A 23481-nucleotide genomic window follows, 5' to 3' on the forward strand; every position below is an offset into this window, starting at 1 on the left:
ATTTCAGACTAAATCAGGCTTGGTCAGTGAAATTCTAAAAACACCAGCAACGGAAGTTACATTGATCACAAGACCAAGACGTTTTGGAAAAACACTTGGAATGAGTATGTTATACAATTTCTTTGATATAAAAAAAGACAGCAGGAAATTATTTGAAGGTCTGGAGATTTCAAAAAAAGATAATGTATGCAAAGAGTGGATGAACCAGTATCTAGTCATTTTTCTAACATTTAAAAATATTGATGGATTAAACTTCCAAGGAGCATATGATCAGTTAGTATATGAGATTGGAAGTTTATTTGAAGAGCATTCATACTTAACAGATTGTGAACAACTAAGTGAGAATGAACGACAGATGTTTCGAAGATTACAGAATCAGCAAGCCAGTACAGTTGAGATTTCGCGCTCCTTACAATTATTATTGCAGATCATGAATAAATATTATGGAAAAGAATAAACTACTTAGAAAAACAATCAGTTATCACGATTATAAAGAAGATTTCTACCCATTTCTTGCAGGAATTTTTGCAGGAGCAGGATATATGGTGGAATCAAATAAAGAACATGGAGAAGGCAGAAGTGATGTGGTTGTTTATGACTCTATAGATGGAAGAGTTGTGATATTCGAGGCAAAGTATTCGAAGACGATCGATGCAATGGATCAGGATTGTCAGGCAGCGATCAAACAGATCGATCAACGGATGTATGCAAAAGAGTATGAAGACAGCTGTGATGAAGTGATTTGTTATGGGATTTCTTTTTATAAAAAGAGATGTACGATTTTGAAGAAGTAGTTGTAAGGTAGAAAAAATTTAAGTTGTGGAGTTGGCCAACTGTAGATTTTTGTCACATATACGAAAGCCTATCAAATCACAATTTTCAATTTCCGATAATTCGCCCAGCAAAGGAACAAACAACTAAGAAACAATCCTCCAAAATATCCCTTAACCCCATACAAAGGAATGACAAATAAAATAAAACAGATCTGAATCACAAGAGATACACTGTTATGTAGCAGTGTATCTTTCGTTTTTCCAAGTCCATTTAAAATCGTAGATAAGATTGAAGAACAATACAAAAACGGACATAGAAAAGACAATAATCTTAAATATTCCCCGCAAAGTTTATTATGAAAAAAGAAGTTCCCAATCCAAGGAGCTAATACAAAGAATCCGCCCCAAGCCCCAACTCCAAGAATCAAACAAAAAATGATAGGCAGGATCGCACAACGTCTAAGATAAGCAGAATTATTTTCAGCTTTGGCAGCGGAAATCTTAGGTAAGAGCATTAAAGATAAAGCATTTGTGATCGTAGATGGAAACATAATAAAAGGAAGTACCATTCCACTTAAGATTCCATAAATCTCGACACTACGATACCGATTTCCATAAAAGCGATATAACATCATCGGAATCAGAATACTTTGCACACTCTGCAATAAAGTGACAGACAAGCTGTTTAAAGTCAGGGGAATCCCAAGAGATAACAGTTCGTAACATAAAGAACGTTTTGATACAGTCGAACCGGATCCTGCCTTAACATGATCAGATTTTTTATGTAAAAGATAATAGATCACAGTAAAGAAAAATGAAACGATTTCACCGACAGCCATTCCACAAACAGCAAGGAATGCAGCAACTGGCATTTTTTCTATCAAGAATATAGAAAGCAAAAAAATGGAAGAAACCCGAGAAATCTGTTCTAAACACAAAGAAAGCGCGGGGACATAAGAATTTCCGACTCCAAGACAATATCCATGAATACAATTTTTGACACCGACAAAAGGAAGAACAAGGACAGCAAGCCGAAGGCATGGCACGCAGGCAGGTTCATGAAGAAAGACAGCACAGATTTTATCTGCATATACAAAGCAAAAAAAGGAAAAAATAAAACAAAGCACCATTGTCAAAATAATTGTAAGTCGAAGAGTTGTTTTGGCAGCATCAACTATTCCTGCAGCTTTTTTTTCCGCAGTGATCTTAGAAAGTGCAATCTGAAATCCCTGAAAGCAGACCGCAAACCCAAGAAGATATACAGGAAAGATCAACTGATAAATTCCAATCTGATGTGCACCAATCATCCCTGCAAGAAATATTCTATTATAGAATCCAATGAGCCGTGAAAGAAAATTTGAAATTGTTAAGATCACAGTGCCACAGATAAATGGGCTTGCATTTTTCATAAGAGATACCAGCCGTTTTTAATCATTGTATGAAATAAAAAAATAAGATATTCCAAATAATGTTGACATCACAAAGATGCTTTGTTAATATAACAAATGAAATCCGAGTTATATAGTCGGGATTGAGGTGAGAGAATGAAATTATCGACAAAAGGACGCTATGGATTAAGAGCAATGGTAGATATTGCAGTATACAGTCAGGATAGTCCGGTACCGATCAGTGCGATCGCAGAACGGCAGAATATTTCTGTCAGCTACTTAGAGCAATTATTACCAAAACTTAAGAAGGCAGGAATCATCAAAAGTATTCGTGGGGCACAAGGTGGATATATGTTGGATAAAGATCCAAAAGACATTTCCGCAGGAGATATTTTAAGAACTCTGGAAGGAGATCTAACACCGATCGACTGTGCAGCATTTACTGGAGATACATCCACTTGCAGCGGAACAAAGTTCTGTGTAACTAAGACAGTCTGGCAAAGAATCAATGATAGCATCCAGCAGGCGGTTGATTCAATTACCTTACAAGAATTGATGGAAGAATCAATCGAAATACATAATAAATATGATCAAGAAGAAAGGCAGGAATCATAATCATGGAAAAGAAAATCATTTACTTAGATCATGCAGCAACTACAGCAACAAGACCGGAAGTTGTAGATGCAATGCTTCCTTATTTTACAGAAAATTTCTGGAACCCATCCAGTGTATATACACCAGCATTAAATAACCGTAAAGTCATAGATGAATCAAGAGATACGATCGCAAAATCTCTTGGAACAACACCAGAGAACATCTATTTTACAGCAGGTGGTTCTGAATCTGATAACTGGGCATTAAAATGTACAGCAGAAGCTTATGCAAGCAAAGGAAAACATATCATCACAAGTAAGATCGAGCATCATGCGATCCTTCATACATGTGAATATCTTGAAAAAAGAGGATTCGAGATCACATATATCGATGTTGATGAAAACGGAATCTTAAAATTAGATGACCTAAAAGCAGCAATCAGACCAGATACGATCTTAATTTCTGTGATGTTTGCAAACAACGAGATCGGAACGATCCAGCCAATCAAAGAGATCGGTGCGATCGCGAAAGAACATGGAATCATCTTCCATACAGACGCAGTTCAGGCATATGCACAGATTCCAATCAATGTCGATGAATACAACATCGATATGTTAAGTGTCAGCGGACATAAATTCGGTGGACCAAAAGGAATCGGATTCTTATATATCAGAAAAGGATTAAAACTTCGTTCTTTCGTTCATGGTGGAGCTCAGGAAAGAAAGAGACGTGCCGGAACAGAAAATATCACAGGTATCGTAGGACTTGCAAAAGCAGTCGAGATCGCATTTGCAACAATGGATGAAAGAATCAAGAAAGAAACAGAAGTTCGTGACTATGCGATCAAGAGAATCTTAGCAGAAGTTCCATACTGCAGATTAAATGGAGATGCAGTGAAGAGAGTACCCAATAATATCAACATCAGTTTCCAGTTTATCGAAGGTGAATCCTTACTGATCATGCTTGATATGGCAGGAATCTGTGCATCTAGTGGATCAGCATGTACATCTGGATCTTTAGATCCATCTCATGTATTGTTAGCTATCGGACTGCCTCATGAGATCGCTCATGGATCACTTCGTATGACAATTGGAGAAGAAACAACAAAAGAAGATATGGACTATGTTGTTGATAAGATCAAAGAAATCGTGACAAAATTAAGAAAGATGTCACCATTATACGAAGATTTCGTAAAGAAAAATAACTAGAAAATTATAGATAGATAAATCAGGAGGAATCACAATGTACAGTGAGAAAGTAATGGATCATTTTCAGCATCCAAGAAACGTAGGAGAAATTGAAAACGCCAGTGGTGTTGGAACAGTTGGTAACGCAAAATGTGGAGATATCATGAGAATCTACTTAGATATCGATGATAATGGAATCATTCAGGATGTCAAATTCAAGACATTTGGATGTGGAGCAGCTGTTGCAACAAGCAGTATGGCAACAGAATTAGTAAAAGGAAAGAACATCCAGCAGGCATTAGAAGTAACAAACAAAGCTGTTATGGAAGCATTAGACGGACTTCCACCAGTGAAAGTTCACTGTTCTTTACTTGCAGAAGAAGCAATTCACGCAGCATTATGGGATTATGCTGAGAAAAATGGTATCAAGATCGAAGGATTAGAAAAACCTAAAACAGATATCAGTGAAGGTGAAGAAGAAGAGGAATACTAGGAGGCAGCTGTGAAAGAAAAAGTCGTGGTTGGAATGTCAGGAGGTGTTGACTCATCTGTTGCGGCATATCTCTTAAAGAAGCAGGGATATGACGTGATCGGTGTGACAATGCAGATCTGGCAGGAAGAAGATGAGTTTGTTCAGGAGGAGAATGGCGGATGCTGTGGATTATCAGCGGTTGATGACGCAAGACGTGTTGCCCAGGCAATTGGAATCCCACATTATGTTATGAACTTCAGAAAAGACTTCAAAGATAAAGTCATTGACTATTTCTGTGAAGAATATTTAAATGCAAGAACTCCAAATCCATGTATCGCATGTAACCGTTATGTAAAATGGGAGTCCTTGTTAAAGCGTTGCTTAGATATTGGAGCAGACTATATTGCAACCGGACATTATTCACAGATCACAAAGCTTGATAACGGACGTTACGCATTAAAATGTTCTAAGACACAGAAGAAAGATCAGACCTATGCCCTGTATAATCTGACTCAGAATCAGCTTTCCAAAACACTCATGCCAATCGGGGCATATACCAAAGATGAAGTCAGAGCGATCGCAGAAGAGATCGGACTTTTAGTAGCTAAGAAGCCTGATAGTCAGGATATCTGCTTTGTAGATGATAACTATGGTGAATTTATTGAAGAGACAACTGGAACAAAGATTCCAAAAGGAAATTTTGTAGATCCAGAAGGCAATGTCTTAGGACAGCACAAAGGAATCATCTACTATACTGTAGGACAGAGAAGAGGTTTGGGACTGTCCTTGAAGAAACCAGGATATGTCATTAAAGTAGATAAAGATACGAATGAGGTCGTCGTCGGAGACAAGCAGGATTTATTTGCCAATGTTTTATATGGAAATAAAGTTAACTGTATGTCTGTACCAGCATTTGAAGATGGTATGAGACTGATGGCGAAGATCCGTTATAATAGTCCGGAAGTTCCTTGCAGAGTTTATATGACAGGGGAAGATGAAGTGAGAGTTGTCTTTGACGACCCACAAAGAGCGATCACACCGGGACAGGCCGTTGTATTCTATGATGGAGATATTGTTGCAGGAGGAGCTACGATTCTTCGTGCGGCAAATGAATAAATAAAAAAACAAGGAAGTTTTTATATCTCAAAAAAGGTATAAAAACTTCCTTGTTTTCTATATTTTTCTATTTCAAATAAAAAAATCATGTTATAATGAAAAAAGCAGTTCATGATGATAAGGGGGAAATGATATTATGAAAAAAAGGTTTCTGGCCGCACTGATGGCATGCATGATGATCATATCATTATTGACAGCATGTGGCAGTTTAAAGAAAGATGAGGCAAAGACGGTCAAGCTAGACCCAGATAATCCAGTGACGTTAAAAGTCTGGCATTATTATAATGGAAACCAGCAGGCAATATTTGACAAACTACTAGAGAAATTTAATTCAACCGTTGGAAAAGAACAAGGAATTTATGTTGAAGGCTATGGACACGGATCAGTTGCAGATCTTGATAAGGCATTGACAAGTTCGGTAAACGAAGAAGTAGGTGCAGAAGATATGCCAGATATTTTTTCAACTTATGCAGATACGGCATATTCCATCCAGAAAAAGGGAAAATTAGCAGATCTATCACCATATTTTACGAAGAAAGAACTTTCAAAATATGTAGATTCCTACATCAAAGAAGGATATTTAAATAACGATAAAAAGCTGTATTTACTTCCAGTTGCTAAATCAACGGAAGCAATGCTTTTAAATACGACAGACTGGGAACCATTTGCCAAGGCAATGAAAGTGACAACGGATGACCTGAAGACAACAGAGGGAATCACAAAAGTAGCAAAGAAATACTATGAATGGACAGATGCAAAGACACCGAATACACCAAATGATGGAAAAGCATTCTATGGAAGAGATTCCATGTCAAATTATTTTGTGATCGGAATGAAGCAGATGGGTCAGGAATTATTTAGAGTCAAAGATGGAAAAGTAACAGTGAATGTAGATAAAAACTCCATAAAACGTTTATGGGAAAACTATTATGTACCATATGTGAGTGGCTATTTTGCATCTTACGGAAGATTCAGATCTGACGATGTGAAGACAGGAAATATTATTGCATATACAGGTTCTACGTCTTCTGCATTTTATTTCCCGGATAAGGTAGAAGAAGATAAGGGTTCTCATAAGATTGATTATAAAGTATTAGAAGCACCGATCATGAAAGGTGGAAAAAATTATAAAGTGCAGCAGGGTGCTGGAATGGCAGTGACGAAATCAGATGATAAACACGAATATGCAGCGACTGTATTTTTAAAATGGTTTTCAAAGAAAAAACAAAACCTTGAATTTGTTTGTGAATCTTCTTATCTGCCAGTTTTGAAAGAAGCCAACAATATGAAGAGTGTGAATCAGATGATCAAAGATAAGAAGATCAAAGTAGATGATAAAACCTACGATTGTCTGAAGAACACATTGGATAATTTTGATAAAACAAAATTTTACACAACAAAGACATTCAAGAATGGATATAGTATGCGAAAAGTCTTGGACTATAATTTATCCGATCAGGCAACTGCGGATAAAGCTGCCATTGATAAAGCGATCAAGGCAGGTGCATCCAGAGAAAGTGTGTTAAAGCAATACACATCAGATAAGAATTTTGAAACATGGTATCAGGGATTTTGCAGTGCACTTGAGAAAGCACAGGAAGCAAAGGAAACGAAATGAAAGTTTCATAGTAACAGGGGAGACAGAGCGTGAAAAAGAAGAGATCATTATTGCAGATCATGTTAATACCGATGCTTGTAATCATATTGATCCAGGGGAGTATACCGTTTTTGACACTTGTACTGAGCGGGATCAAGAAGAGTCTGGAAGATAATACGATACAGATGGATACGCATATGGTAGAGAAAAACCAGTTGATCCTGCAAAATGATATGAATGAGAAATGGCGTACGATCTACAAAGAGAGTGATGGGCTTTCACTGAATCTCGAGAATTTATTAAAAAGTGATCATAAAACGATAAAGCAGTTTTTGAAATCAAAAGAATTACAGGGGCAGTATCTGGAAAAGGTATTCCCACAGCTTTTGAGTACACTACAGTATAATACAACATCTGGTGTTTTCCTAGTACTGGCGAATGACCAGGATATTTCAAAAGAAGCAGATTATCAAGGAGTTTTTGTAAGAGATTCTAATCCACAGTCTAAGACAGTTTCGAATACAGATTTACTAATGGAACGTGGCAGTAAGAAGCTGTCTCATAATGAGAAGATTTCCTTAGATAGTCCGTGGGTAACCAATTTCCATTTTTGTGGAAATGGACAGCGAAGTGCCGATGATTTTTATTATCAGCCATACATAGCGGCACAGAAATATAAAGATAGTAAGATGGTCGATCTTGGATATTGGGCTAAGCCATTTATTTTGGAAGACAGTTATTTGGATGATCATAAGATGATCACTTATTCTGTACCTTTGAAGTATGATGGAGAAATCTATGGAGTTTTGGGAGTGGAGATTTCCTTGGATTTTTTAAACAGTTACTATTCTGTACATGATCTTGATACTTCAAGAAATGCAGGATATGCATTGACGATCGATCAGTCGGAGGATTCTGATAAAACTTATGAGATCATCAGTGGAAAAGGAACACTTTATGATGCAGCAGCAAGAGTTGGAAAGACTTTAAAATTACAACAACAAACAGGAAAAGAATTATATAAAGTGAAGGATGCTTTTGTTGGAACGCAAAGAATCTATGCGATCACAAAACCTCTAAAATTATATAGTAATAATGTACCATATGAGGATACGAAGTGGACATTGTGTGGATTTGTTACAGAGGATTCTATCTATGGACTTGGAAATCAGGTATATATGTGGATCATTGCAACAATCATAGGAAGTACATTATGTGCAGTTATCCTTTTATATATTTTGATACGTTATGTGACAAAACCAGTATATACGCTTGCTGAAAGTGTAAGAGGCGGGGTTAAGAAAATTCATCAGTATGGATCATCATCGATCAAAGAAATCAATGAACTTCATGAAGTGATCGAAACATTGACAGATGCACAGCAAGAAGCAGAAGATAGGCTGTTGGAAGAAAAAGAACGTTATAAGATTGCAGTAGAGACATCCAATGATTTGTTCTTTACTTATCGTAAGAAGGATAAGATCCTTGAAATTGTAAACAGCAAAGGATTTGATGGAGTCTGGAAATGCAAAGACCATCCAGAATATTTAAGAAACGAGTGTATCCATCCGGAAGACCGCAAGAAAGTATTTGACATTTTTAAGACAGACGAGAAGAAATTGAATATTGAATGCCGTTTAAGAGGGAATGTTCATAAAGACTATAAATGGGTAAATCTGACGGGAAGTGTGATGAAGGATGAGAATGGAGAATATGATCGTGTGGTTGCCTGTGTACATGACATTCAGCAGCACAAGATGTTAGAAGAAGCACAGAAAAATAAACAGATTCTTGATTCTACAACGAAATTTTACCGTTTGGAACATGGAATTAATGAAATCATGTTACGAATGAAACAGGTTCATAAGTCAGTATTCACAGAACTTGAGATTGATCAGTTTACAAAATTAAACCAAAAATATGGTCTGGTATTTGGAGACCTGATACTGGAACATTTAGCAAAGATCATTCGTAGAGAATGTATAGAGCAGAAGATCAACGATGCTATTTTTATTCGTGGAAATGCAGGAAAGATTGTAATATGGATTCCACACAAAAGTGTAGATGATATGAAACAACTTCTTGATCTGATCAGAGAAGATTTTGAAAATATGATTCATAAAGATTATCAGGAATTAAGCTTTAAGGCAGGAATATCTATGATATCAAAGGATGATGATATATGGGAAATGCTAAAACAGACAGAAAAAGCTTTACAGCTAGCAAAAAGCAAGCAGATGAAAGAACTTTGTTATGAAGAATTATCCAAAGAAGAACAGATCATTCCTAAAGATATGAAGATTGAAGAACGCCCAATTTTTGAAAAGCTAAAAGAAATGAGTCTGTCATCATTGGCATTAAATTTATTTGACCGTAGTAGTGATATGAAGGTTGCAATGGATGTACTTGCTCTGAAACTTCAGGAAGTTTGTCATCTTAAAAATCTTGAGATCATAAACTTTAGCAAAGAATATCTGGTAAATAGCTATTCCTATCAGTGGAAACAGGAAGATACACAAAAATGGAGCGGAATCGTACATTGTAATGCAACACAATATGCAGATTTCATAAAAAATAACATTAAGCAAAAGATTCTTCCAATCACACAAAAGCTGCGTCAGGAACCATTACTGAAAGACTTTGTCAAAGAACAAGATGGTATGATCTTCCATATGCTTGATGATGGAGAATATTCTGGAAGTGTATTATTTATTGGAGTAGAGCGTCAATATATTTATGAGGAGAAAGAGCAGAAACAGTTAGAAGAGATTAGTGCGATCATCCAAAACCGAATGAACCTGCAACGTCACAATCTCCTGGCTCAGGCAAAATCTGATTTCCTTGCACGAATGTCACATGAAATCAGGACACCAATGAATGGTATTATCGGTATGACGGAGATTGCTTTAAGAGAAGATCAAGGGGAAGCAAGAAGAATGGATTGTTTAAGAAAGATTCAGAGTTCTTCTACATATCTGCTTGGCATTTTGAATGATATTCTTGATATGAGCAAGATTGAAAGTGGGAAGATGCAGCTTGTAAAAAAGAAATATTCATTGAATCAAGTGATCGAAGATCTAAGCGTTGTGATGGAATCAAAGATAAAGCAAAAGAAGCTACATTTTGTAAAACAGATTGAACTGATTCACCATACATTCATATGCGATGAACTAAGACTTAATCAGATTCTTGTGAATCTCTTAAGTAATTCGGTCAAATATTGTGATGAAGCTGGATATATCTCACTGATCGTGAAAGAAACAGCTATGGATGAGAAACATTCTGATGTTTATTTTGCGGTGCAGGATAATGGATGTGGAATTGCAAAAGATAAGCAGGAGATCATTTTCAAACGTTTTGAGCAGGCCGATAATTCTGATCTCGCAAGAAGACAAGGAACAGGACTGGGACTTGCAATCAGTAATCGTTTAGTTCATATGATGGATTCAGAGATTGAACTTCAAAGTGAGTTAGGAAAAGGAAGTATCTTTGGATTTCATGTGACACTGGAACTTGCACAAGATCAGGAAGAGGTAAAGAAAGCAGAGGATCATCCATTAAATGTGGAAGGAAAGAGAATTTTGATCGCAGAAGATAATGAGCTGAATATGGAAATCATTACAACGATACTAAAGGACTATAAAGTGATCGTGGAATCTGTTTATAATGGACAAGAAGCATTGGATAAGATCAAAGCAAGTGCTCCAGGATATTATGATCTTATTTTTATGGATATCATGATGCCAGTGATGGATGGGCTTGAGGCAACCAAAGAGATTCGAAGACTTTCAAGAAGAGATTGTCAGGAGATTCCAATCATAGCAATGAGTGCGAATGCATTTGATGAAGATGTGAAAAAGTCTCTTGCAAGTGGGATGAATGGACATTTATCTAAACCGATCGATCTTGCTAAGTTGGAAGAGGTTTTATTGTTAATATCTTCTTAGTCTTTATAGATATCAGATGAGTATATGCGTATTTTATTTCATACTTTCTTCTAAAAAAAAGGTATGTTACAATACTATGAGTTGTATATTAACAAATAACAGGAGAAAGAGGTAGTATGCTAAATTTTATCAGAGGATTTTGTATGGCATTAGCTGACAGCGTTCCGGGTGTATCTGGTGGAACGGTTGCGTTCTTACTTGGATTTTATGACAAGTTTATCACATCACTCGATCATTTGATGTCAGGAACAAAAGAAGAAAGAATCGAAGCAATCAAGTTTTTAATAAGAATTGGAATTGGATGGGTAATCGGAATGGGGGCAGCGGTTTCTGTTCTGGCTAGTATTTTTGATGATAAGATCTATGAGATCAGTTCCTTATTCTTAGGACTTATCATCTTTGCGATTCCAATGATCTGTAAAGAAGAGAGGGATTCCTTAAAAGGGAAATATCAGAATATCATTTTTGTAGTGATCGGAGTTGTATTAGTTGCAGCGATCACATATTTTAATCCGGTATCTGGAAAAGGTATCAGTGTCAGTGTAGAACATTTAAATGTTACACTTGGTATTTACATCTTTGCGGTAGCAATGGTAGCAATTTCAGCAATGGTGCTTCCTGGGATTTCAGGATCAACTATGCTTTTGATCTTTGGATTATACATTCCAGTGATCACTGCTGTTAAAGAAGTAATGCATCTAAATCTGTCTTACTTTCCAGTTGTTGTGATCTTCGGACTTGGAGTCTTAACAGGGATCGCACTTGTCATTAAATTGATCAAGAGAGCTTTGGAAAATCATCGTTCAGCAATGATTTATTTTGTCATTGGAATGATGATCGGGTCTTTATATGCAATCGTTATGGGACCAACAACACTGGAGAATACGAAGGCAGCAATGACACTTCATACGTTCCATCCGGTATTCTTTATTATCGGTATTGCAATCGTTTTTGGACTTGAGAAGATCAAAGCAATTTCTGAATAATCCAATGAATTTAATAAAATACGAGAGTATAATAAAGGAGTTTTGCAGAATTTTATCTGTAAAGCTCCTTTTTTGCATATGTTATGTATGTCGTAAAATTACGATTGTAAATTCATAACAAACATTCACAGTTTTGACATAATCCTATGATAGAATAAAATCAACAAAATGAGAAAAGCTGTTTTTTACTCGATAGGAAGTACAGTATTATAAATGATCGTATAAAAATAAAATCAGGAGGAAGATATAAGGTGAGTGAATTAAAGATATTAGTTGTGGATGATGAAAGCAGAATGCGAAAGCTAGTGAAAGACTTTCTCACAAGAGCAGGCTATCAGGTACTAGAAGCACAGGATGGTGAAGAAGCGGTTGATACCTTTTATTCTACAAAAGGAATCAATCTTTTAGTCTTAGACGTTATGATGCCGAAGATGGACGGATGGGAAGTTGTCAAAGAGATCCGTAAGGTATCGAAAGTTCCGATTATCATGCTGACAGCCAAGGATCAGGAACAGGACGAGCTTCTTGGATTTGAACTTGGGGTGGATGAATACATTTCCAAGCCATTCAGCCCAAAGATTTTAGTAGCCAGAGTGGAAGCTCTTTTAAGAAGAACGGTTCAGACAGAAGGTGAACAGTTAGAAGCAGGCGGAATCGTGATGGATGTTGGAGGACACCATGTATCGATAGATGGGAAAGGAATCAATTTAAGTTATAAAGAATTTGAATTGTTACAATACTTTATGTCCAATCAGGGAAGAGCACTTACAAGAGAGAGTATCTTAAATCAGGTGTGGAATTATGACTATTTTGGAGATGCCAGAACAATTGATACGCATGTGAAGAAATTAAGAAGCAAACTTGGCGAGAAAGGTTCTTACATTCATACGATCTGGGGCATGGGATATAAATTTGAGGTTGAAGAGAATTGAAAAAGAGAGTATTAAAAAACCGTTCAGTCCGAGTAAAGATGACTTTGATGCTGATCATTATCATGACATCGGTGATCTTATTGTCTGTATTAGTAAATCTTACGATGCTTAAAACATACTATACAGAAAAAGAGAAAAAGGCAATTAAGGAATCATACTGTGAGATACAGAAAGTGTTTAAGAAGGATACAGTTCGTAAGAATGATGTTGATGAGATTGCCAAAAAGTATAATTATAGAATTATGATCAATGATTCGACAGGACAGAATGTATATAGCTCAGAAGGCGAAAAGAGTTTTATGTATAAAAACCTTTGGAATATTCTAAATAATAATCTGGACAGAATCAGTAATGAGATCAGCAAACAGGGATATGCAGTTATGACCAATTCCAATAAGAGTATTGGAACAAGTATTAATCTGATCGGATATCTGGAGGATGATTATACGGTGATCATTAGCACACCGATGGAAAGTATTCAGACAAGTGCAAGATTATCAGGACAGTTTACGATGTATGTTGGATTGGTCTTGATCGTTTGTGGTGCAGTGGCAATGTATTTATACAGCCGCCAGTTTACAAAGCCAATCGAAGATATGGCAAAAGCAGCGAATCAGATGTCGCATCTTGATTTTGATGTAAAAGTACCAACAGGATCAGATGACGAACTTGGAAGGCTTGGGAACAGTATCAATGAGCTATCGTCTAAATTGGAATTAACTATTTCAGAACTAAAAACGGCAAACAATGAGCTTCAAAAGGATATTGAGCAGAAAGTTCAGATTGATGAGATGCGAAAGGAATTCTTATCCCATGTATCACATGAATTAAAGACGCCGATCGCATTGATCCAAGGATATTCAGAAGGGCTGAAAGACAATATCTTAGATGACGAAGAAAGCAAGGAATTCTACTGTGACGTTATCGCAGATGAAGCAAAGAAGATGAACAGGATGGTTCAGAAACTGCTGACACTCAATCAGATTGAGTTTGGAAATAATCAGGTTAACATGGAACGATTTGATATTACGGAAATGATTCAAAATATGGTGGAAGCAAGTAAGATCCTTGTGGAGAAACAAGGAGTTCAGATTATTTTTGATGAACCAGAGACACATGTGTGGGCAGATGAATTTATGATCGAAGAGGTTGTGAATAACTACTTGAGCAATGCAAGAAATCATGTTACAGATGGAGGAATCATCAAAGTAAGCTATTGTCAGCATGGAAAGGACTTAAGAGTCAAAGTATTCAATACAGGAGATCATATTCCACAGGAAGATATCAATAAGCTTTGGGTAAAATTTTATAAAGTCGATAAGGCAAGAACAAGAGAATACGGTGGAAGCGGAATTGGATTGTCTATCGTTGAAGCTACGATGAAAGCCCATGGCAAAGATTACGGAGTTACGAATGTAGAAGGTGGAGTAGAATTTTACTTTGAAGTAGAATCCGCAGATTCTGAATCCGAATAGTATGATTCAATGTAAAAATAATACAGACAAGGAAACGATTCTTGTGGTATGATATAGAAAGAGTAAAAGCAGGGGAAATCAGTGTAAGCTGGTTTCCTTTGGCAAATAAGGATAAAAAGGATGAAAGAAATATGTTAAAAGATTACAAAGACCAGATTCAAGATGCAGACCTTGTATTAGTTGGAATCGGACGAGAATTACGTGCAGACCGTCTGATCGATTTTAAGAAAGCAATCACAAATGAACATTATCAGAATCTGATCGGCAAAGATGATGAAGATTCCAAATGGATGAGAACAGTCTACGAAAGAGAATATTTATTATCTATGAAAGAGACAGATCTGTTCAAAGAATTAGAAGAAGTTTTAGAAGGAAAAGAATATTTTGTAGTGACAAGCAATGATGATGGATTATTATATCATACTCATTTAAAGAAAGATCATGTTACTGCACCATGTGGCAACGGTGATTTCTTCCAGTGCAGCGGACCATGTGATGAACAGCTCTATCCAGCCAACTTAGGACTTAAAGATCTAATTGATTATTACGAGAAAACAGGTAAGATAGAACATCTGGAGTGTCCAAAGTGTGGCAAACAATTAATCTTTAATGTCCGTACAGAAGAGACAAAATCCATCTATATCGAAGGAGCCTACCTAAATTCATGGGCAAGTTATACGAAATGGCTCCAAAACACTTTAAATAAAAAGCTTTTTATATTAGAATTAGGAGAAGGTTTTGAAGTCCCAAGTTTGTTCCGCTGGCCTTTCGAGAAGATGGCATTCTACAATGAGAAAGCAACTTTTGTAAGAGTGCATCATTCACTTTACCAGATTGGAAAAGAGATCAAAGAAAAAGGAATCGGGATCAAGATGGACAGCCGTGACTTTTTAAACATAGCACACGAATAGAGGAGACAGCCTATGATAGCGATTATCGATTATGATGCAGGAAATATCAAAAGTGTTGAGAAAGCACTGAATTACCTCGGAGAAGAAGCAATCATCACAAGAGATCACGATGAGATCGTAAACAGCGACAAAGTCATTCTTCCAGGAGTTGGAGCATTTGCAGATGCGATGGAGAAGATTCGTCATTATGGATTAGAAGATACGATTCATGAAGTCGTAGAGAAGAATATTCCATTTTTAGGGATCTGTCTTGGGCTACAGTTAATGTTTGAATCTAGTGATGAAGGACCAGGGGTGAAAGGACTTGGATTATTACCAGGAAAGATCTTAAGAATTCCAAAGAGTGGAGATTTAAAGATTCCACATATGGGATGGAATAATATCAAAGTTAAAGAAGGTTCTAGATTATTCAAAGGACTTCCAGATAATCCATATGTATATTTTGTACATTCCTATTATCTTCAGGCAGACGATGAAGATATCGTAGCAGCAACAACCGAATATGGTGTGAAGATTCACGCAGCAGTAGAGAAAGACAACATCTTTGCCTGCCAGTTCCATCCGGAAAAGAGCAGCACCGTAGGACTACAGATTTTAAAGAACTTCGTTTCACTATAGGAGGAATTGGCGATGCATACAAAGAGAATTATCCCATGTTTAGATGTCAAAGCAGGACGCGTTGTGAAAGGTGTCAATTTCGTTAATCTGATTGATGCCGGAGATCCGGTAGAGATCGCAGCAGCATATGACAAAGCAGGTGCAGATGAGCTTGTATTCTTAGATATCACAGCATCATCCGATGCAAGAAATATCATGATCGATATGGTAAGAAAAGTCGCAGAAAAAGTATTTATTCCATTTACCGTCGGTGGAGGGATCCGTACTGTGGATGACTTTAAAGCAATCTTACGAGAAGGCGCAGATAAGATTTCGATTAATTCCTCAGCAATCAATACACCGAATCTGATCAATGATGCAGCAGACAAATTCGGAAGCCAGTGTGTTGTTGTAGCGATTGATGCCAAACGCAGAGCCGACGGAAGCGGATGGAATGTCTACAAGAACGGTGGAAGAATCGATGTAGGCTTAGATGCTGTAGAATGGGCCATGGAAGCAAACCGCCGTGGAGCAGGAGAAATCCTGTTAACAAGCATGGACTGTGACGGAACGAAAGCAGGATATGACAATAAACTGACAAGAATCATTGCAGAGAATGTTGATATTCCAGTGATCGCATCTGGTGGTGCGGGGAATAAAGAACATTTTTATGATACATTGACAGAAGGAAAAGCAGATGCAGCATTGGCGGCTTCACTGTTCCATTTTAATGAATTGAAGATATCTGATCTCAAGGAATATCTGGATCAGAGAGGGATTAGTGTCAGACGATAGAATTATATCATTTGATGATAAGGAAAGAAGACTCTTTTTTTTTGAGGAGTCTTCTTTTTTAATACAATGTTATTGTAAAATATTGACAGGAGTAAGTGAATGTGTTTTAATTACATAAAATACAAATATTTACATAAATAAAATATTGACACCAAATACGACACCAAATATAATAAAAGAAAGGAAGATACAAATGTCAAAATGGGATAAACTAATCGCACGTATTTGCAATTTGTCGAAGGATCTTCGATTTACACAATTACAAAAGGTATTAGAAACTTATGGGTATAGGATGGATGCCCCAAGAAGTGGAAGTAGTCATTATACATTTAGAAAACAAGGAAAAAGTCCAATTACAATACCAAAGCATGAACCAATTAAAAAAGTATATGTAGAAATGGTAAGAAAGGTTGTAGAAAGCGAGGAAAGAGAAAATGAAAACGCTGAATGAGTATATGAGTATGTCATATAAGATGGAAATCATAGAAGATCAAGATGAGGGTGGGTTTGTAATATCTTATCCTGATTTACCAGGTTGTATTACATGTGGAGAAACGATAGAGAGTGCAATGCAGAATGCAAAAGATGCAAAAAGAGAGTGGATCAGAGCAGCATTGGAAGAGGGAATAGAAATTTATGAACCAGATAGCTTGGAAAATTATTCTGGACAATTCAAATTAAGAATACCACGAAGTCTACACAGATCATTAGCAGAACATTCACAGAGAGAAGGAATTAGTATGAATCAATACTGTGTTTATTTACTTTCGAAAAATGATGTGATGTATTCAAAATGGTATGAATGATTAAGGAAAGAAGTAGAATTAAAGAAAACAAAGACAGCCAAAGGCAAAGCAAGAAAGCATCCTCTATACCGTTGGGCAAGACTGATCGCCGCAACGACATGGGAAGAGGTTGCGCAGGAATCAGCAGGTAATAGATATATGGAAAGGATACAAGAAGAAATGGTAAAGATGAGCCAGGACGAACGGGACAGATATCTATATTTGAGAGAAGCGATGGCAGCGAGTGACAGAGTGAGTCAGCTGCAGAATGCGGAAAATCGTGGGGTAAGGGCAGGAAAATTACTAAATCAAATTTCTATGATTCAGAAAAAAGTAAAGAAAAACAAGAATCTAGAACAAATAACAGATGAACTAGAAGAGTCAACAACCAAGATAAGACCAATCTACGATCAAGTAAAACAACATCCAGACAAAACAGCAGAAGAAATCTACAATCTAATTAATAATGAATAAAATCGGAGGACATTACAAATGAGTATCAAGACAGACAAAGTAGCACAAAACCACCAGAAAGGCTACAATTGTGCCCAGGCAGTTGCCTGTGCATTTGCTGAAGAAATGGGAATCGACGAATCCATCATTTTCAAGATGATGGAAGGTCATGGACTAGGAATGGGCTGCATGGAAGGAACATGTGGAGCGATCACCGGAGCCGTTGCAGTCATCGGTGCCATAAAAAGCTGTGGAGACATCGAGAAACCAGTTTCCAAAGCAGCAACCTACAAACTTTCAGGAGAGCTTGTAAAACGCTTTCAGGAGAAGAATCAAGCAACAAAATGTAAGGACCTAAAAGGGATTGAAACGGGAAAAGTCTTAAGATCCTGTCCAGGCTGCATTGAAGATGCAACAGCCGTTCTGGAAGAAATTTTAGCAGAATGATCTAATTGAAATAGAAAGAAACAAACAAGAAGCCATGTTACAAGCATAGACAAGATTTATCTATGCCGGAACATGGCTTCTTTTTATTAGCATTTGATTCTAAACAATAGAAAAATAACTATTTATTCAGATTCTTCTCAGCCGCAGAAAGCATCAGCTTAATACGGTTGATCTGGTTAACTTCACTGGCACCTGGATCATAGTCAATCGCCACGATATTCGCATCAGGGAATGCCTGACGGATTTCTTTAATTACACCCTTACCAACGACATGGTTCGGTAAGCATGCGAATGGCTGTGTACATACGATATTTGGCGCACCGCTGTGAATCAATTCAACCATCTCACCAGTTAAAAACCAACCTTCACCAGTCTGGTTACCGATGGATACAAATGGTTTTGCATATTCTGCAAGATCTTTGATATATGCAGGTGGTTCAAAACGGTTACTCTTGGCTAGTTCTTTACGAAGAGTCTGACGATAACGTTCAACGATCCAGATCGCGGAATTGCTGATGATCGCAGATTTCTTAGATTTACCAAGGTAACGGTATTTGAAGTTACTGTTGTAGAAGCTGTACATGAAGAAATCTAATAAATCAGGTACAACAGCTTCCGCACCCTCACGTTCCAGAAGTTCTACTAAGTGGTTATTTGCATCTGGAAGGAATTTTACAAGGATCTCTCCAACGATTCCGACACGAGGTTTCTTGATATCTTTTAATGGAATGCGGTCAAAGTCACGAATGATTCCACGGATATTCTTCTGGAATGTGTAGAAGTTACCTTTGGCAATATCACGTTTACATTTTGCAGCCCATTGTCTGTGTAATTTATTAACAGAACCAGGTTTTACTTCGTAAGGACGTGTATGATAAACCGTTCTCATAAAGACATCACCATAAACGATCGCCTGAACTGCTTTATTTAATAAACCAGGTGTAAAACTAAATCCGCTGTTTTTCTCAATTCCCTGTGCACTTAAACCAATAACAGGAACATAACCATAACCAGCTTTCTCAAGCGCACGGCGGATAAAACTGATATAGTTTGTAGCACGGCATCCACCACCTGTCTGGGAGATGACAAGTGCAATCTTATGAGGATCATATTTACCAGAAAGTAATGCGTTCATTAACTGTCCGATAACAATTAGAGATGGATAGCAGGCATCATTATTTACATACTTAAGACCTGTGTTAACATCTTCCATACCACCCTGATTTAAAACTTCAACGTTATATCCACAAGACTGCAGAGCAGGCTCTAAGAACTCAAAATGGATCGGAGACATCTGAGGAACTAACAGTGTATAGTTCTTACGCATCTCTTTTGTAAATTCCACACGTTTGATCGCTGGAGATACAGGTTTTGGTTCAATCTTATGTTTTTTACGGACACGGACAGCACTGATCAGTGAGCGGATACGGATTCTTGCTGCTCCAAGGTTATTAACCTCATCAATCTTTAATACTGTGTAGATACGTCCAGATTTTGTTAAGATATCTTTTACTGTGTCAGTTGTAACCGCATCCAGTCCACAACCGAAAGAGTTTAACTGAATGACTTCTAACTGTTTATTTGCTTTTGCATAGTTTGCTGCAGCATATAATCTGGAATGATACATCCACTGATCCTGTACATTTAATGGACGTTCAACCTTTGATAAATGAGAAATAGAGTCTTCAGTTAAAACGGCGATTCCATAAGAGTTGATCAGCTCTGGAATACCATGGTTGATCTCAGGGTCGATATGATATGGACGACCACATAAAACGATACCAGTTCTACCAGTTTCAGCAAGGTAAGCAAGTACTTCCTCACCTTTATTCTGAATGTCTGTACGAACCTGTGCAAGTTCTGCATACGCCTTATCAACCGCATGATTGACTTCATCTACTGTTAAATGATACTGAGCTTCTAATTCCTCGAATAAACGGGATTTCAGGGCTTCTTCATTATCCAGTGCTAAGAATGGATTCATGAAGTTGATATGCTCTGTAGCAAGTTCTTCCATGTTATTTTTGATATTTTCTGCATAAGAAGTAACGATCGGACAGTTGTAATGGTTATTTGTACCTTCCATCTCGTTACGTTCATAAGGAATACAAGGGTAGAAGATATCCTTGATTCCCTGTTTGATCAGCCACATCACATGACCATGGGCTAATTTTGCAGGGTAACATTCTGATTCACTTGGAATAGATTCGATACCTAACTCATAAATCTTACGGGAAGATTCTGGAGATATCACAACTTTAAATCCAAGATCTGTAAAGAATGTATACCAGAATGGATAGTTCTCATAAATATTTAAAACTCTAGGGATACCAATGACACCACGTGAAGCTTTTTCATCAGATAAAGGTTCATAGTCAAAAGTACGATGGAGTTTGTAATCATAAAGGTTTGGAATATGTTCTGCATTTGGCTCTTTTCCAACACCACGTTCACAACGGTTACCTGTGATATAACGGCGGCCGTTTGAGAATTTGTTGATCGTTAACAGACAGTGGTTTGTGCAGCCTTTGCATCGTGTCATAGATGTATCAACACTCATAGCAAAGATCTCTTCTAAAGGAAGCATAGAAGTTTCCATATCTGCTTCATAACGTTCTCTGGCGATCAGTGCAGAACCGAAAGCTCCCATGATACCAGCGATATCAGGTCTTACAGCATGGCATCTAGAGATACGTTCAAAGCTTCGAAGAACCGCATCATTATAAAATGTACCACCCTGCACAACGATATGTTTTCCAAGATCAGAAGGATCTGTTAATTTGATAACTTTGTATAAAGCATTCTTGATAACAGAGTAAGCAAGACCAGCAGAGATATCTCCAACACTTGCTCCTTCTTTCTGTGCCTGTTTTACCTTAGAGTTCATAAACACTGTACAACGTGATCCAAGATCAATCGGATTCTGTGCTGTTAAGGCAACTTTTGCAAATTCCTGTACGGAATGATTTAAGGATTTTGCGAATGTTTCAATAAATGATCCGCAACCTGAAGAACAGGCTTCATTTAACTGTACATCATCAACGACACCGTTTTTGATACGGATACATTTCATATCCTGGCCACCGATATCAAGGATACAGTCAACATCAGGATCAAAGAATGCAGCAGCATAGTAATGCGCAATTGTTTCAACTTCACCAAAATCAAGGTTTAACGCAGCCTTGATCAGATGTTCTCCGTATCCTGTCGAACAGGAAGATACGATCTTGGCTTCTTTTGGCATCTGTTTATCAATCTCATGAAGTGCCTCGACAACAGCGTGAAGCGGACTTCCGTTGTTATTATTGTAGTAGCTGTAAAGAAGTTCTCCATCCTCACCAGCTAAAGCAACTTTTGTTGTAGTGGAACCGGCATCGATCCCTAAGTAACAATTTCCTTTATATGTAGAAAGATCTCCGCGTTTTACAACATGGCGGTTATGATCTTTTACGAAACTCTTATATTCTTGTTCGCTCTTAAATAAAGGTTCTAAACGGTCAACTTCCTGCTGAAGCTCAATCTTCTTCTCAAACTGCTTTAATAAATGTTCAAAATCAGTTGTAACTTCCTCTTTTGCATTTAAGGCAGCACCGACAGCTGCGAATAAATGAGAGTGAGTTGGAGCAATGATCTCATCATCTTTTAAGTTTAATGTACGGATAAATGCCTCTTTTAATTCTGTAAGGAAATGAAGAGGACCTCCAAGGAAAGCAACGTTTCCACGGATTGGTTTACCACATGCAAGACCACTGATCGTCTGGTTTACAACTGCCTGGAAAATAGAGGCAGCAAGGTTTGGTTTTGTTGCACCTTCGTTGATCAGAGGCTGGATATCAGTCTTTGCAAATACACCACAGCGGGCTGCGATCGGATAGATTGTGTCATAATCTTTTGCATATTCGTTTAATCCGCCGGCATCTGTCTGTAATAAAGAAGCCATCTGGTCGATAAATGATCCTGTACCACCAGCACAGACACCATTCATACGCTGATCGATTCCATGTGTGAAATAAATGATCTTTGCATCCTCACCACCAAGCTCGATGGCAACATCTGTCTGAGGAGCGTAATCCTGTAATGCACTGGATACACAGACAACTTCCTGACAGAATGGGATGTCTAAGTAAGAAGAAATGGAAAGTCCTCCGGAACCGGTAACGGTTGGAGCAAACGTCATTTCTCCGATCTGGTCTTTTGCTTTTCTTAATAAGGAAGATAGTGTTTCCTGAATCTTAGCAAAATGTCTCTGATAATCAGAGAAAAGTATATTATGTTGTTCGTCGATGACAGCGACCTTGACTGTCGTTGAGCCAATATCAATTCCTAATCGTTTCATCTTCTCGTATACCTGCTTTCTATAAAATACTATAATTTCAAGCGTTAAAATAATGTTAAAAAAACATATCTGTCCAATATACATGGACATTATATCTATTATAATCATTTTCAAAATAATTGCAAATAGGAATATTATCTAAAAAATCGGGGGAAAATAGTGGAAACAAGGAAATGCTGCTGCATATTCTATAAAAAAGCGAAGGAATTCTTAAAAATGAGTCAAACAAATACATGCAAAGGAACAGTTTATATTGTAAAAGAAAAAGACAGCCTGTATCAGATCGCAAAGGCATATGGAGTGAAGGTAAGAGATATCATGAGAGAAAATCCTTTTGTTAATGTGTATAATTTACAGATCGGTGATGAATTATGTGTTCCTGGATTTTTAAGTGTTGCAGAAAATGCATACACTCCATATATTGTAAAAAAAGGAGAAACAATCTTTGATATAGCCAATATGCACAAAACAACAGTGGAAAATTTAGCAAAAAGTAACAAAAAAATAAGGGAAATGACATTGCCAGTTGGTACAGTACTGTTAATTGACAAAGCAAAATGAGTTCTTTATAATGAAATAGGTAAAAGTTTGGAGTTTTAGATATTCCAAAGAAGAAAACAGGATCTGTGAGAATACAGAGTCCTGTTTTGTGGGAAACTTATGGACAAGGTACTTCCATAGAAAGGAGCG

General features: G+C 37.2%; 21 protein-coding genes. 19 read left to right on the forward strand and 2 right to left on the reverse strand.

All coding sequences use genetic code 11. From position 1 onward, the window contains the following. Positions 1 to 19: 19 nt before the first annotated feature. On the forward strand, positions 20 to 457 hold the full coding sequence (locus KE503_RS14840) for an AAA family ATPase (RefSeq protein WP_055197232.1): 438 nt from the start codon (positions 20 to 22) through the stop codon (positions 455 to 457). Further along, positions 444 to 794, forward strand: coding sequence for a PD-(D/E)XK nuclease domain-containing protein (locus KE503_RS14845; protein WP_055197234.1), 351 nt, complete (start codon positions 444 to 446; stop codon positions 792 to 794). The genes KE503_RS14840 and KE503_RS14845 overlap by 14 nt, the downstream gene beginning before the upstream one ends. Positions 795 to 865: 71 nt before the next feature. Here KE503_RS14845 and KE503_RS04875 read toward each other — a convergent pair whose 3' ends face one another. Beyond that, positions 866 to 2182, reverse strand: a complete 1317-nt coding sequence (locus KE503_RS04875; protein WP_055197236.1) for a polysaccharide biosynthesis protein — start codon at positions 2180 to 2182, stop codon at positions 866 to 868. A 135-nt stretch (positions 2183 to 2317) separates the two neighbouring features. Here KE503_RS04875 and KE503_RS04880 point away from each other — a divergent pair, with 135 nt between their 5' ends. The 16 genes from KE503_RS04880 to KE503_RS04955 all read left to right on the forward strand — a co-directional run bounded on the left by KE503_RS04880 (position 2318) and on the right by KE503_RS04955 (position 18455). Beyond that, complete coding sequence (locus tag KE503_RS04880; protein WP_022375440.1) at positions 2318 to 2776, forward strand: RrF2 family transcriptional regulator; 459 nt, start codon at positions 2318 to 2320, stop codon at positions 2774 to 2776. Positions 2777 to 2778: 2 nt separating this feature from the next. After that, positions 2779 to 3963: a cysteine desulfurase NifS gene (gene nifS / locus KE503_RS04885; protein ID WP_055197238.1), complete on the forward strand. Its 1185-nt coding sequence runs from the start codon at positions 2779 to 2781 to the stop codon at positions 3961 to 3963. Between the two features lie 34 nt (positions 3964 to 3997). Further along, positions 3998 to 4435 (forward strand): Fe-S cluster assembly scaffold protein NifU, encoded by a 438-nt coding sequence (gene nifU, locus KE503_RS04890; protein ID WP_008391662.1) that lies wholly within the window; start codon positions 3998 to 4000, stop codon positions 4433 to 4435. A 9-nt stretch (positions 4436 to 4444) separates the two neighbouring features. Next, on the forward strand, positions 4445 to 5530 hold the full coding sequence (gene mnmA / locus KE503_RS04895; protein ID WP_081020042.1) for a tRNA 2-thiouridine(34) synthase MnmA: 1086 nt from the start codon (positions 4445 to 4447) through the stop codon (positions 5528 to 5530). A 136-nt stretch (positions 5531 to 5666) separates the two neighbouring features. Continuing rightward, positions 5667 to 7148 carry an extracellular solute-binding protein gene (locus KE503_RS04900; protein ID WP_212384619.1) on the forward strand — a complete coding sequence of 494 codons (1482 nt, stop codon included), beginning with the start codon at positions 5667 to 5669 and terminating at the stop codon, positions 7146 to 7148. 29 nt (positions 7149 to 7177) lie between these two features. Then, a complete protein-coding gene (locus KE503_RS04905) occupies positions 7178 to 11074 on the forward strand; it encodes a response regulator (RefSeq protein WP_212384620.1) in 3897 nt (1298 codons plus the stop codon). A 116-nt stretch (positions 11075 to 11190) separates the two neighbouring features. Further along, positions 11191 to 12060 carry a DUF368 domain-containing protein gene (locus KE503_RS04910; protein ID WP_055197240.1) on the forward strand — a complete coding sequence of 290 codons (870 nt, stop codon included), beginning with the start codon at positions 11191 to 11193 and terminating at the stop codon, positions 12058 to 12060. A gap of 251 nt (positions 12061 to 12311) precedes the next feature. After that, positions 12312 to 12992: a response regulator transcription factor gene (locus tag KE503_RS04915; RefSeq protein ID WP_022375237.1), complete on the forward strand. Its 681-nt coding sequence runs from the start codon at positions 12312 to 12314 to the stop codon at positions 12990 to 12992. After that, entirely contained in the window at positions 12989 to 14467 is a 1479-nt protein-coding gene (locus KE503_RS04920; protein WP_055197242.1) for a HAMP domain-containing sensor histidine kinase, read from the forward strand. Before KE503_RS04915 ends, KE503_RS04920 begins: the two co-directional genes overlap by 4 nt. 131 nt (positions 14468 to 14598) lie before the next feature. After that, the gene (locus KE503_RS04925) at positions 14599 to 15378 is read left to right on the forward strand and encodes a hypothetical protein (protein ID WP_055197522.1); all 780 of its coding nucleotides are present in this window, start codon (positions 14599 to 14601) and stop codon (positions 15376 to 15378) included. A gap of 12 nt (positions 15379 to 15390) precedes the next feature. Beyond that, positions 15391 to 15996 (forward strand): imidazole glycerol phosphate synthase subunit HisH, encoded by a 606-nt coding sequence (hisH, locus tag KE503_RS04930; protein WP_055197244.1) that lies wholly within the window; start codon positions 15391 to 15393, stop codon positions 15994 to 15996. Positions 15997 to 16008: 12 nt separating this feature from the next. Continuing rightward, positions 16009 to 16770, forward strand: a complete 762-nt coding sequence (gene hisF / locus KE503_RS04935) for an imidazole glycerol phosphate synthase subunit HisF (RefSeq protein ID WP_055197245.1) — start codon at positions 16009 to 16011, stop codon at positions 16768 to 16770. A gap of 193 nt (positions 16771 to 16963) precedes the next feature. After that, positions 16964 to 17221 carry a type II toxin-antitoxin system HicA family toxin gene (locus tag KE503_RS04940; protein WP_009203026.1) on the forward strand — a complete coding sequence of 86 codons (258 nt, stop codon included), beginning with the start codon at positions 16964 to 16966 and terminating at the stop codon, positions 17219 to 17221. Beyond that, a complete protein-coding gene (locus KE503_RS04945) occupies positions 17205 to 17576 on the forward strand; it encodes a type II toxin-antitoxin system HicB family antitoxin (protein ID WP_212384621.1) in 372 nt (123 codons plus the stop codon). The genes KE503_RS04940 and KE503_RS04945 overlap by 17 nt, the downstream gene beginning before the upstream one ends. Before the next feature lie 138 nt (positions 17577 to 17714). After that, positions 17715 to 18029 carry a hypothetical protein gene (locus KE503_RS04950; protein ID WP_212384622.1) on the forward strand — a complete coding sequence of 105 codons (315 nt, stop codon included), beginning with the start codon at positions 17715 to 17717 and terminating at the stop codon, positions 18027 to 18029. Between the two features lie 18 nt (positions 18030 to 18047). Further along, positions 18048 to 18455 carry a C-GCAxxG-C-C family protein gene (locus tag KE503_RS04955; protein ID WP_212384623.1) on the forward strand — a complete coding sequence of 136 codons (408 nt, stop codon included), beginning with the start codon at positions 18048 to 18050 and terminating at the stop codon, positions 18453 to 18455. Between the two features lie 118 nt (positions 18456 to 18573). On the opposite strand, the gene KE503_RS04960 is transcribed toward KE503_RS04955, so the two are convergent. Next, positions 18574 to 22791: a 2-hydroxyacyl-CoA dehydratase gene (locus tag KE503_RS04960; protein WP_212384624.1), complete on the reverse strand. Its 4218-nt coding sequence runs from the start codon at positions 22789 to 22791 to the stop codon at positions 18574 to 18576. Between the two features lie 216 nt (positions 22792 to 23007). Here KE503_RS04960 and KE503_RS04965 point away from each other — a divergent pair, with 216 nt between their 5' ends. Then, a complete protein-coding gene (locus KE503_RS04965) occupies positions 23008 to 23352 on the forward strand; it encodes a LysM peptidoglycan-binding domain-containing protein (RefSeq protein WP_212384625.1) in 345 nt (114 codons plus the stop codon). Positions 23353 to 23481: the final 129 nt, after the last annotated feature.

It is taken from the genome of Anaerostipes sp. Marseille-Q3525 (assembly GCF_018223505.1).
Lineage (GTDB): Bacteria > Bacillota > Clostridia > Lachnospirales > Lachnospiraceae > Anaerostipes > Anaerostipes amylophilus.